General features: G+C 56.7%; 3 protein-coding genes. All 3 read left to right on the top strand.

The annotated features are described in order from the left end of the window. The first annotated feature begins 1,120 nt into the window (after positions 1-1,120). Genes E0W60_RS31510 through E0W60_RS31500 form a run of 3 tightly spaced genes read left to right on the top strand, consistent with a single transcriptional unit; the run spans position 1,121 to position 13,438 of the window. On the top strand, positions 1,121-7,903 hold the full coding sequence (locus E0W60_RS31510; protein WP_135706779.1) for a hypothetical protein: 6,783 nt from the start codon (positions 1,121-1,123) through the stop codon (positions 7,901-7,903). After that, on the top strand, positions 7,900-10,701 hold the full coding sequence (locus tag E0W60_RS31505; protein ID WP_135706778.1) for a hypothetical protein: 2,802 nt from the start codon (positions 7,900-7,902) through the stop codon (positions 10,699-10,701). The genes E0W60_RS31510 and E0W60_RS31505 overlap by 4 nt, the downstream gene beginning before the upstream one ends. Before the next feature lie 28 nt (positions 10,702-10,729). Continuing rightward, on the top strand, positions 10,730-13,438 hold the full coding sequence (locus tag E0W60_RS31500; RefSeq protein WP_135706777.1) for a hypothetical protein: 2,709 nt from the start codon (positions 10,730-10,732) through the stop codon (positions 13,436-13,438). The last annotated feature ends 28 nt before the right edge of the window (positions 13,439-13,466 follow it).

Raw genomic sequence — 13,466 nt, 5'->3', positions numbered from 1 at the left:
CGTCATTCCACTCTCCGCCACAAAGCCATTGTTTTGCAGCGATTGCGTGGTGAACGCTTGCGCTGCCAAGCGGGGTTAACGGCGCCGCGCCACCGTTACTGAAGGCGAGCGACGCGCGTGCAGTCGGCGGGGATACGATCGCCTCACATCCGGCAAACGCGGCTGTCAAGCGGTGGCGGGTTGCGGGCCTTGCCTGCCAAGCTCTCGAAGCTCGCCATTCCGAGCAACCTATGGCCCAACGTCTGGGGTCAGCTGCGGTGCTACGCCCAGCTTCCGCTGGTGCGCGCAGCCAGTCGGGCGACCGTTGTTGGGGAAGTGTTGGGCGCGCGGTGGGAGAAGCTCCAGCTGCGCGGCTTACATCGTTTTACGCCTACCGCACTTCTACATGCGCGCCTCGGTCCGGCGCGATCCCCGCGATCCGGCGTATGACCGGTTCTTCAGGGCACTCTTTGGCATCTATCGGGGGCAAAGCAACGTGCTGTGAGCTCGAACCCGTAGCCTTGGAGGGCGCCGCTCGCCGCACCCGGCCGAAGGACGGGGGTATTCGTACGTCTCCATTGCGGCGGACAGATCAAACCTGACCAGGCACTAACGGCCAGAAGGTCCCCGGAAAGGGGGTTGCCTTATGCGGATTCCGGTAGGCAGAATTGTCGGAAGTCCGATAGCGACAAATAAAAGAACGGAGCGGGAGGGGTCATGTCGAAGCGCGGAGTGTTTGTCATTGCCTTGGGGAATCCATACCCCAGTATTGCAACGACCACTCGGTGGGCAGGACGCTGGGAGTCAACTCGGCGTGATCCTTGGCAAATTCCGCAGACCACCGTTCGGAGTAACGGGGTGGATGGCATCTTTGCCGCCAGAACGTCTGCCGGGCCGCGATACAGAAATTGCGAAGGCCGTGATTCGAGCCGGAGCGATGGCCGAATGAACGTGAGTGCGCGGATCGAACCAGTGAATCCACCCCAGTGCTTTGGGGTCCTTAGAATATTAATTTTGCGCATTAATGTAAGTCCGAGTTCGGTAATTACGGGATTATAAACAGATAATGTCAAATACCTGCAGCGTGCCACAAGGCAAATATTATCAGGGCGACAAAGGCGAAACTATGACTGGAAGGACGATGCCGGGAATCGATCTCGAAAATATATCGAGCAACACTAAAGGGATTCCCGATATTTGGCACATTGATGCCGCGGGTAAATCCAGTCCTGAGGTCTTCCAGAAGCGCTTCGGTTTGCCCCGGAGTATGCGCAACGAAAAGTCAATTTTGACGGTGGCATTTTCACGAGAAAGGAGATTGCCTCATTTTGTGTGGCGCATGCTCCATTATCGGAATTTGAGCTTACCGTTCGTGCTGACGGGTGACAAGAATGCTAGTCCGGAGGCGCATGCCATGGCACGCTACGACGAAGGCTGGCACCTCCGGAACGAGGAAGACTTGTTCGAGGTTCACCAGCTTCAGGAGGACGATCTCAACGCCAAACTGGCGGAGATGCTCGCGGTACGTCGCCACAACGACTACAAGCTCCATCAGGTCAAAGTTCAGGCTTTGGGAAACCGTGCTAATACCACGGTAGATAAGGCTTTCGAATCGATGGCAAAGTGCGCCATCGAAACCTGGATCAAGGCTCGCAACGACCTAGCCAATTGGGAGCAAATGAGTGAGACCGCAAGAGAGCTACTGGCCGAAGTCATCTTTGCGGGTTTTACCTTCTTTGGAAAATCTGCTCTTGAGGACGTGGCGGCCATCGAACCGAGGGTGTTCGACTACTATCGAACGTTCCGAAGGCTAAACGCGCTTGCTCCCGCGACTGGGCCTCTGGTGCCAGTGAAGGCAGAACAGTTGGACTCGCAAAGTCAGTTGGTCGACATCAACATCAATGGCAAGTCCAAAACCAACCCCTCCGATCCCGAACTTACCGTGGCGGCGGAGAATGCAGAGTCCCTTTCTTTCGCCACTACGACACCGGCGTCGCTTGTTACCAAAGAAGAGAAAGGTGCGGCAGAGGCCCCGACGCCGATTTCAGCTGACATTGCTGGTACGGGCGCCGCGATAGAGAAGGAAGGGCCCGCGTCACTTCAGGAGCTTTACGTTCTCATCAGCGGCATTAGTCAGAAGGCCCAGGGAGACCCACAAGTTGGGCCTGAGGCAGCACATGTTATCCGGGAATTGTTGGATCAGCATCTGCAACGCCTGGTGGACCTGCAGTCTCGGCTTTCACCTGAAGAGGTGCATGCGCTTATCGAACGCTACTGTAATGCCATTCTGCAAATGGCCCAGGCACTAGCCTTCGAGGACAGCGAGCAGCGCGACCTTGTGCCTGTGCTGCGCTCTGCATGGAAGATCACGGTCGTCACTGCGCTTGAGGATGGCCGACCCGTGGCTTGGTTCGAGTTCCAACTGAACGAACGCCAACAACTTCCCGAATTCGTTGAGCGTTTTGAAGCAGAGAAAGCTCGCATCTCGGCTGCGACCATTGAGATCGACGAAATTCGTCAGCAACTGGCCGAGGCGAAGTTCACTGCCCGTGCTTCGCTGAAGGCCAAGGAGACCCACAAGACCAACGAGATCAACAGCGCCCATCAGGAACTCGAGACGATCCGTGTGGAAGCGGCCCACTGCCTAGTGCCTGAGGGCCGTACGCTCGATGACCTCATGGAAGACACCAGCCTGCTGGAAGAACTCGAAGTCGATATAGAGTGCATCAACCGACAAGCGATCCTTGACCTGCAAGCGGTTGTGTCGAAATTTACACCCGAGGAAGCACTGGTCTGTATGGCAGAGACCGGGGAATTGAGCGAGCCGTATCAAGAAGCGGCCACCAACGAGTCCATCGAACCGAGCCCAATTGGTCATCGCCCCGTGCTGGGACAGACCCCAAGCGCAGCAAGAATCTCAATGCTCACTCCTGCGCAGTCGGTTCGCGAAGCAGAGCCATCGCCAGCGTTGGAAATTCCGCCAGCTGAAGCGCAAGCAGTTTCCTCCGCGATTGAGGACCAGGCTATTGCGTTTGCAGAAGTACAAGTGGTTGAGCCCGATCTTGAACCGGAAGTGGCGGCAACGTCCAAGTCGTCGTTTGCTCTGGTATCGCACGAGTTGATCGACCAGCTAGATGAGGTGGAGGACGTGGAGACCGAGGAGCGAACGGTTGTCGTTGGGGTCGACCAAGCCCTCAAACACCGACGTTGGGCGGAATCCCGGGAGGAGGCCCAGCAGGCTTTCCGTATCGCCTACAATCAGTATTCCCAAGTTCCGCGCTACATCGCCGAGGCCGTGGCGATGCACTGGATCGAGGCCGGCCACCTCAACGTGGCTGCCCAAATTTTGCGCGATGCCGGCGAATCTACCTTGGTGCACGACCGGGTGCTAGATCACGCGCTATTGCGTTCGGCCTTCTACGGTATGAACCTGTGGCCTAAAGATCGAGAGGCTCTTAGATTCACCCAGCGCGACCTCAACCTGCTCAATCACAAGGATCTAGAAGATCAACTTGAGCGCAAGCCCACAGGCAAGCTCGTGCCATACCTGCTGGTCTGCGCTACCTTGCAGCCAGCACTCTTTGCAGGTGGTCAAACTCAGGCGGCCACGCTGTTGAGCCTTGCGGCCGATCATTTCGATGACCACCTTCGCCAATTAATCACCCACGCGGCGGACTTTTCCCTGCGCGGCGGTCACCTGGACCTGGATCTACTGCGCAACGCGCAGGGACAGCAGGTTCATCTAGCCGCAGCCAAGCTGCAAGATCAGGTCAACGGCTGGGTCCAGGTAAACCAGCAACGTACCAATCGTTGGCACGCATTGCGGCTGGCGTTACGGAACTGCATAACGCGCCCAATACTGGCAAACGCGATCGCTGCTATCAAGGATGGTGAAACCGGCGATGGCACGGCGGTGCGCAGCTTTGTGGACAAGTACTCGTCGCATGCCGAATCGCGCCGCCTGCTCGATGATTTGGTCGTCGAGCTTCGGGCAGATGCGCCCGTAACCGACTACGTCGACAGTCAGGCCTACACGACCTTCTGTCATCAGATCGATGCGTTGGTTGCGATCGCCAACGCCTGGCTGTTGGAAGTGGCGCCGCCCGACGTACGACCAAAGGAAGTGCAGGATTTTTTGCAGAAGTTCCACACACTGCTCGAGCGCTCCATCCATGCATTAGAAAACCACCCAGGGCACGTCGATCTGGAGCATCGCGCTGGCAGCGCCATCCTGCTCAAAGCTCTGCACAATCTGCAGGCCGGAATCAAGGCCAATTCTCACAACACGTGGCGCTTCGACCAAACCGACTCAACTTTTCGGCTGCCCGAGACGCTAGCGAAGTTGGATATGGGTGACGTCGGCGTCGACCTGCGCCTGGAGTGGTTTGCAATGCGGCTGACGTCGCCGAGTTGGCTTGCCGACATGCTGGCGCTGGCGCAGCGTCAACATGCGCATTGGGTGCGCTTGCTACTTCTACGCCAGATGGAGTCGGATGACTGTCCGCGTGCGGCCGATATCGACAGCGTGAGCAATGACATCGCTGGGGTCCGGGCCGACCTCAAGAAGGCAATAGAGCAGTTCCGCAATCTCTCGCTGCAAGCGATGTCGGTGGACATTATCAGCGAAAGCGATCACCTCGCAAACGCAGACCTCGTCAACTCGTGGCTAGACGAACTGTCGGACCGCAGACCCTATGTGGACGTTTCTGACATCGACTCCGAAGTCCAGCAAAGGGTTCGGTCCATGGAGAAGCTACTTAACAGCAGTGCCACGCTGCTCGAGGAGGAGCTAAACCGCGAACTTTTGAGTATCCGAGTCAAACTCGGTCAGGATGCAGTGCCGGAAGGGTGGGATGTCCGCGCCCGTCATACCTTGGGCAAGCACAACCTTTCACTGGTGCGCGAGCTCATCAACCAGCTTAAGGAGCACAGTGAACGCAACGCGCGCTTGATAGAAACGTGGCTGTTGGACAATGTCGAACTGGGCGCATTTCTTCAGGTTGAAACGCCGCTATCGGCTCTATTGTACGAGCATTTGAATCCGCGAGAAGCAGGTGAGCGTGTCATCCAAGAGGCGCCGGGCGAGCTAGATTATTCAGTCCGCAAGGCAGAATTTAGGAGCGCCATTGCCACCCTCCTGGAGTGGCGTAGCAAAGGTCGAAACAAGAAACCTAAGCTCGAGAAATCCACCTATGAAGGCATCGTATCGGTGTTGCAGTTTCTCGGGCTCGATGTCGCGCAGAAGATCGGCAAAGAAGATGTGCTCAACAACTGTGAGTACACCCCGACTGGCGATTTCCGGCGCCTAAAGGTTCGGATCTCTCGACCGACCCTGCCCAAGGGCTTTCCGCTGTTCGAGGGCGACATCGGAACGCCGCAGCCCCTGAATATCATCTTTGTGCAAGGGGATTGGAGCCAGGCCGGCTTAATTGACCTTATCGAGCGCCATGGCCAACCTGACCGCTCCATCCTCATGGTGGGGCACCCCCTAAGTCCGGAAGAGCGCAAGTCCTTCGCGGCATTCTGCCGTGACCGTAAGTGCAGTATCTTCCTTTTGGACCCAGTTATCCTTTCCTTTATTGCGACGGCGCGTCATCAGCAGGTGATGTTCGAGACTTTCCTGCGGGTGAGCGCAGCTTGGACGTTCTACAACCCCTACACCAAGGGGGATGCCCGTCTACCGGCGCCGCCCGAGATGCGCTTCGGTCGTGAGAACGACATTGCCTCACTGGTAGAGCCGCGAGGTGCGGCTCTGGTTTACGGCGGCCGCCAGCTTGGTAAGACCACGCTTCTCAATGCTGCTGTGCAGGAGTTCAAAAAGCGGGACCCGCTGCACAACCACGCCTACTACATGCCGATGGATGGCATCTTCCAGCACGTGGTTGAGCGTGGCATCAACGTCAAGTCACGCCTATTCGAGATGTTGGTGCGTAAGCTCGTAGATGACAAGGTTCTGTCCAACAACCCGGGCAGTGCTCAGATGGATCCGGAGGACAGGCTGCGCCAGGAGTTCTTGCGCCCGGGAACCACCAAAGTCCTCTTCTGTCTCGATGAAATTGATTCCGTACTTAACAAGGATGCCTCGGCCAACTTCGAACTGGTGCGTTCGCTCAAGGCTTTGGTCAATGATCCCCATAATCGCTTCCGGGTTGTATTTGCCGGTCTGAACAACGTTAATCGGTTCCGTACCTACCCGAACGTTCCCCTAGAGCAGTTGGGCAGCCCGCTCGAAGTTGGCATCCTGTCTGCCCAAGATGCTCGCAGTCTAATTCTGCAGCCTTTGACTGCTCTGGGCTACCGATTTGAAGAACCTGAATTGGTAGATCGCATCATGGCGTTTACCAACCGCCATCCTAGCTTGCTGCATATCTTCTGCAGCGCGTTGGTGGAGCAGTTGGGGCGGGATCGCTCGCGAACTGACGGCGTCCGCCCGATCCGTCAGACCGACATTGAGAACATCGAGAACAACTCTGACGTGCGTCGGCTCTCAGGTGAGCGCTTTGATATGACGCTCAACCTGGATAAGCGTTACACCGTTGCGATCTACGGATTGATCGCGGCCTACGACAAAGGCATCGGCAAGTTCACAGTCGGCAAGGCTTTGGAAGTGGCCCGTACCTGGGTGCCCGAAGAGTTCGAGCAGATGAGCGAGTCGGGCTTTGAGAGCATCCTACAAGAGCTCGTTGGCCTCGGAGTGTTGCGGGTGGACGATAAAGCAAAGCGCCAGTATGCCTTGCGCAACCAGTCCATTCTGCAACTTATTGGCTCGATGGATGATATCGAGCACAAGCTGCAGCAGGCCATCAAGGGCCTGAAGGAGCATGAGCAGGACGTATTGACCTGCCATGCTACCGGCTTGGGCTCCAACAAGATCCCGTCGCCGCTCTCCCTACAAGACGAGCGAATGATCCTATCAGCGAAGCCGCCAGAGGGGGCCCCCAAGTATTCCGTTTCCTTGATTATGGGCACACCTGCCCTGGGACTAACCATTGAAGCCATGCAAGAAGGCTTCAACGCGATCAACGAGTTCCAGTCCGGATCTTCGATGTCCACATATGAAACGCAGGTTATCAGGGACGCGGCGACGATTGATCTCAAAAGGTTCTCCGAGCGTATAAACACTGCTATCGATAACTGGGCCACGGCTAAGCCGGCTGTTGTGCTGATCTCGCTAGAGGAATGCTCTTCGATAGACCGGATCATGGATTTGATTAGCGTCGCCAACGAGATGGCATCGAAGGCGCCACGGCTCAAGCACCCGTTGCGTCTGGTCTTCCTTTTGGGCGCTAAGGCTATGTGGAGTTGGCATGCCCACTCATGGCTCACGATGGCACCCGACGAGATCGGAGGCCAAGTCGACCTCAACCGCTGGACGCACCATGCGTGCGAGAGCCTGCTCGAGCAGCAGGACATGCTGTCAACCCAAAAGCAAGGCGAGCTGCTGCGCTCAGCCACTGAGGGCTGGTACGATCATCTGACGAAATTCATCGAGGCGCGCAAGAGGAAAAAGTCCGCTTCCAGCTTCGCAGATCTGTCAAAGACATTCATCTCGCTGGAACAACTGCAGGGCAAGGACTTTGAGAAGTTCGTGACCATGTCGGGCATGAATAGCCTACCGTGGTCGTTGCCTTTGGGGGCCAAGCTCAAGGAGTTCGAGATGCTCTCGAGTTTCTCGAGCGGCGATCTGCAGACCGCGATTGAGTTTATGTGCGACGAGGAATCCGAGTTCGCAATTGCACCTGAACAAGCAGACGCAGTCGTGCGTTGGTGGGCCGCTTTAAGGGTGATCGAGGTCAACACCAAGCAGCAGTCCAAGGACGCTGACCGTGAGGGAAAAATCACTTACAGTTTTGTCCCGTCGATTCAGCGCGCCATCACTGAATGTCAGCCGATAGTGACTAGTCCCAAGGACGTGAGAGCATGAAATCCGCCGCAACTGCAGCGGCGCCCAAGCTCATCGGCTGGCGCAGTCAAATTGAACAATCATGGCCCGCGGTGACTGCCTCCGAACTGCTGCGTGGCGGTGCAGAGATCTGGGCGCAAGAAGGGCTGGCTGTACCACCTGAGGAAGAGGCGGTGGCCATGGCAGCCGTAGGAAGGCTTCTGAGGTTTGGACAATCGGTGCACTTGAGTCTGCCGATTGGGCGGGAGGCTACTCTGGCTCGGCTAGCTTTCTACCTCCATCGTCTACGTCTCGATGCCGCTGGCGGGCTATTACGGTCAACCTGGCTCAACCCGATTTCGATAGCGCTTCGCACCGACTTAATTGTTTTTGGGCGCCCACGGCGCATGTGGCGCGACTTCAGTACATCGGTGGTCATGCGTCCTCGCGTGGTGAACGCTAACCAGCCGCTAGATGCTTCCGAGTTCCAACGAACTCTCCTCGTGAGCGGACAGGACAATTTGATGGACGTCCTTTCGCTGCTCAGTTCCAAGGCTAAGCCCTTTGCTCTTGTGGTGCAAATCACGCCGCAGGGTTGCGACGAGAATTCGCTCAGCCTAATCAAAGTGTCACGCGAGTTCTTCCCGAACGTACCAATCGTCGCGCTCGGCTACACTGGGCAGGCCTTGGTTGAACCGTTGCCGATGCATACCTGGAACACCCGTCTGGGAGATGTTGCGGCGTTGCGCCGCGACTCAGGAGCCCCTATTGACTGCTCCTCACAGATCGAGGTTATTGCCGCGCGTGATCCTACGATGGACGCATTTGTCAAGAAGCTAGGCTTCATGGCATGGAACCTAAAGCGCAAGATGGAGGAGACGGGCGGTTTATCCCAGGAGCTCTCGGCCATGATGGCTGTGGATCGTGCTTTACGCGGTCTCAATGTCCCTTTGCCTGTGCACGAGCAGGGAACCTTACGCCATGTTCGGGGGGGGCGCTACCCGATCCGCACGATCGAGTCCTGGCTTGACATCGCCTCGCGCCTGAAGGGACGCCGCGGCGATATCCAGGAACTTCATTCCCAGATCATGGCTACGGTGCGGCATATGATCAAAGATCTGTCCGAGGCTAAACCGGGGCGGGTCGAGCTTATCGTGGAGCTTTGCCGGGATGCGATATCTCGAAGCCAGCGTGTGAGCGTCTTGGTGGGCGGACGGCGTGATGCGCAAATCCTCCAGAATTATCTTGAAGAGCGCCTCGGTCTCGAAGCCGTCCGTTTAGTAGCAGTTTCACAGATGGACGGGGCATCCGCCATTGCGCCACCAGCGACAGATCTAGCGATCTATGCAGGGGTTCTGTACCCATCTCGCATCCATTGGCTGGGACTGCATGCCAGCAAGAAAATTATTGTGTGCCATCCGTTCGAACGAGAACGCGTGTGTGCCACGGCGCAGGCCTGGTGGAAAAGTCACGCGCTGCCCAGCGCGCCGGAAGGTGACAAACAGCGCTTGTGGTCCTTGCAATGGCCGGCGAATCGTTATTTGCAAGATTCCCTTGTCGACGGCGATAGTCTCGCCAATAGCGCCGTCTCGTTCACGTTGTCAGACATCGATGGCGAATACCCCCTCAAGCTGCGGGTCGCACAACTCGAAACGTTTCGAGGCTTCGATGATTGGCTCAATGTACTGTTGACCGAGCCCATACCGGTCCAGCGCGATGAGGAACTTGCGCAAGAGCACACGCGCGATGTTGTCGTTCTGCACTTGGAGGGGCAGGCAGAGCCGATACGCGTAGGTATCAATCAACAAATGATGCGACTGCAAGGTGAGGAACTGGAGGCGTGTCCTGCCAAGGATATCTCGGTTCGCAACGAACTAATGATTCTGGCCAGTAGTGAGGAGCGGGTGGCTACACAGAAGGATCTCTTCGACATGTTTGTGCAAGACAACTATGGGCTTGCTCAGACCTTGCGAATTGCTGAGAAGTGGCAGGAATACGTCGACACAGGCATGACGAAGTTCAAGACGGCGGTCGAGCTTAACATTTATCTTAAATCCAAGCGATTCATCGTACACAATAGCACCGTGCAAAACTGGGCGCATGGCGGAGTCATTGGGCCGCAAGATCCGACAGCTATCCGTTTGCTCGCGAACCTTGCTCAAGTCGCGAATGCTGACTTGATGGCGGGTATGGTGGCCAACGCTATCAGCGAAGTGCGTCACGAGCACCGACGTATTGGAACAGATTTGCGCCGCGCGATCACTGTCTCTCGTAACCGAGATATCTCAGCGGTGCAGATTGGGACGAGGCGGTTCTCACGCGATGTGTTTGATGCCATGGTGAGAATCGTCAAAGTCGTTCGCATGGAACGCCCCGCATTGGAGCAAGGGCCAACAAGCCCGGCGACTATCAAGGATGTCGCCATGGAATTTGCCATGCGCCATGGCACCAAGTTGCTCTTTACCTCAGGCTGCGAGCGTGTAATGCGGAATTCGACCTTTGGCGACGTGGCAGCCTTTGGCAAAATTTTGCAAGTTCTAGTCGATGGCTTCTATCCCATGCTTGCAGACCACAGCAAGTCACTTAAAGACGTAGAGGCCATGCTCGCCCCAATTCCTGCATCCTACGCAGGCGGCATGTCGGAAATCACAAAGGGCAAGCACGAGCAGCACTACTTCCGCATCTATGAGGGCGAGAAGGTGGACATATCGCGACACATCAAACTCGGACGCGCGTTCAACCCACGCTATACACTGCGTCTCCACTTTCATTGGGACGAGCTTCGTGCGAAGGTCGTCGTTCACCATGCAGGGGAACACCTGCCAACGTTGAGAAATTAGAACCGAACCAAGATCCTGGAAGGACACCATGGCATTGAGCTACAAGGACAAGATGAGCATCTCGCGGCAGCTGCTCGAGGCGATGCGCTTGCGCCTGGCCGGAAAGCCGCAGGCGGTCTTGCCGCAGGAAGGGGTCATCACAGACGAGGATCCTGCTGAAGTCTCACTGATTGGCGGTCTAGCGCCGCGACCTGATCCGGATTATCACCGTGAGCAAGCTCCCAGCGCCATGGGCATGGTGCTCATGGTCGAGCCTGATGACGAGGGACGCGTGGTCATTAATCTGCAAGGGCGATTCGATCTCACCCACCGCTATATCCCCTCGCTTCAATTGATGCTAGCGCACATTCAGGTGGGACCTGACGGCGACAAGAGCCGTCAGAGGATACCGGATTGCTACAAGCGTTTTACCGTTACTTTCTCGGACATCGCTTTCAATCTCCAGGACAGTGAGATGAACGTCTGGAAGGAGCAAAAGCTCGAGTCGGTATTGGGGCCACTGCAGGAGATCTGGAAGAGGGATCCTCGCATCTTCAGAATTTGCGAGGTCAACGACAAGGGCTGGGCTAGCCAAATCATTCCCTGGGGACACAAACATTGCGTCACCGACGAGGAGTTGGCTGACTTAGTCACCGAGAGCTTGTTCAAGGGCGACCAGATCCTGGAGCATGACGTGGTACTTCGCACTCGGTTGCGCCAGCCTCCCCCTAATTTTGCGGGCAAAGGGAAACGCTATCTGCTCGAAGTGTACTTGCAAAACAACAGCGATTCGGCGAGCGGGCGGCAATACTGTCTCAACAAACCTTGCCTACTGGACGTCGAGTTCGAGACACACATCTCCACGGGACACCAAATCGATGTACCACACCGTCTGCAGCCCGAAGACTACCGCTATCAACCCGAAGACGGGGTCGCAGGCTATGGTGTGACTTGCGCCGTAAGCAAGGTGGCGCCGAAGCGATTCCGGACAGACTCGATGCCAGTTTTCGCGCAGTCGAGGGTGGATGCGCCGACGCCGAAGGATGTCAATATGGCGCTGCCGGCAAGCTTTGCGTTGCTCCAGGAGAAGCCTATCGAGGTACTCGATGGCTTCCTTGATGCTCTCAAAAGGTATCACGACGTTTGGGATGAGGTGGAGGCCGAGCTCAAGGTAGCGGGCAAAGCTGCAGAGCTGAAAGAGGTTCAAAGCGATCGAGCGGCTTACAACCGTGAGGTGGCGCTGATCAGCGATGGGGTCGATCTGCTGCGCAAGCATGAGGACCTGCAGCGATGTTTCGCCTGGATGAACGAGGTCATGGGGCGGGCCATCGCCATGCAAGGTAAATCTTTCGATGGCTGGCATCTATTCCAGCTGGGCTTTATTCTCACGCAGATAAGAGCGGTCTACGAGCGCCATTGCATTGTTCACGAACGCCAGAATGTGGCAGACACTGTAGATGTGCTGTGGTTTGCTACTGGCGGCGGTAAGACCGAGGCCTACCTAGGCATCATCGCCTTTACAATGCTCTATGCTCGAGTGAGAGGCCGCTTGTACGGCACTACGGCTTGGATGCGTTTCCCACTGCGAATGCTGTCGGCGCAGCAGTTTCAGCGCCTGTCGTACGTCGTGGCTCAAGCAGAGATGTTGCGGTGCCGCGAGTCTATCAATGGGCACCCCTTCACGGTGGGCTACTACACGGGCAGCGGTACTCCGGGCAGCATCAGCCGATCCGAAGCCAAGGGGTCATCGATATGGTTGGCCGACCAAACTCCTGAGCAACTGCAGCGTTTTAAGTTCATCACTGACTGTCCATATTGCGGCAAAGCAGGGTCAGTAGGCATGACGACGGACATAGCGCGTTCGCGTATGCTGCACCATTGCGACAACCCGGATTGCTGGAGCAACACGAAAGCTGGCTCGGGTGCTCACGGCGAGGGCATCGCGGGTGAGGTGGGCATCTACGTCAGCGACGAAGAGTGCTACCGCTATTTACCCACCGTTCTAGTCGGGACGGTCGACAAGCTCGCTGTCATCGCTCATAACGAACGTTTCGCGGGATACTTCGGAGCTTTTCGGCATTTTTGTCCAGAGCACGGCTTCACAGCGGACGCAAAATGCAGGCATCAGCGTATCGTATTAAACGTCCATGGCGAATACGAGTCCATTGCGTGCGGGAACAACTCCCGCACAAGCAAGGTGCGCACGCTACAACTCGAGCCCATGCTCGATCCGGGTTTTTCCTTTCTCATTCAGGACGAGCTGCACTTATTGCGCGAGTCATTGGGCAACTTCGACGCTCACTATGAAACGTTGTTGCAGACTTTGCAAGTCGGCCATGGCGGCCAAGTTTCGAAGGTGCTTGCGGCGACGGCCACCATCAAAGACTTCGAGAGCCACATCCTGCACCTCTATATGCGACCAGGCAGGCGCTTCCCATCCCCTGGGACCAAGAAGGGCGAGTCCTTCTATGCCCGCATCAGTTGGGACGGCGATCAGCCGTTGATTCGACGCTGGTTCGCTGGCGTCATGCCACTAAGTTTCACTCGCGGCGGCACAGAGCGAGCGGCTGCTGAGGTCGCGTCACGCTACCTAGATCTAATCGACGACTGGCTCAGAGGCTTGGCGGCCATGGATCCCCAGGTCATCCGACAATTTTGCTTACCTGCGACTCTGGTACCCGAACTTGTCGAGTACATCGGCAAGTACCTCAACACCGACCTGATTTACGCGATACGCAAGCGCCAAACCACGATCTGAGGTGTTCTGTCCAGCGCGGACACGTCTG

Source organism: Cupriavidus oxalaticus, assembly GCF_004768545.1.
Taxonomy (GTDB): domain Bacteria; phylum Pseudomonadota; class Gammaproteobacteria; order Burkholderiales; family Burkholderiaceae; genus Cupriavidus; species Cupriavidus oxalaticus_A.
The sequence above is the reverse complement of the archived record's forward strand: the minus strand, read 5'-3'. Positions and strand labels throughout refer to the sequence as shown.

Bases quoted from the DNA above. Each gene is read 5' to 3' on its own strand.
- E0W60_RS31510 (WP_135706779.1), top strand. From the start codon at position 1,121: ATGCCGGGAATCGATCTCGAAAATATATCGAGCAACACTAAAGGGATT.
- E0W60_RS31505 (WP_135706778.1), top strand. From the start codon at position 7,900: ATGAAATCCGCCGCAACTGCAGCGGCGCCCAAGCTCATCGGCTGGCGC.
- E0W60_RS31500 (WP_135706777.1), top strand. From the start codon at position 10,730: ATGGCATTGAGCTACAAGGACAAGATGAGCATCTCGCGGCAGCTGCTC.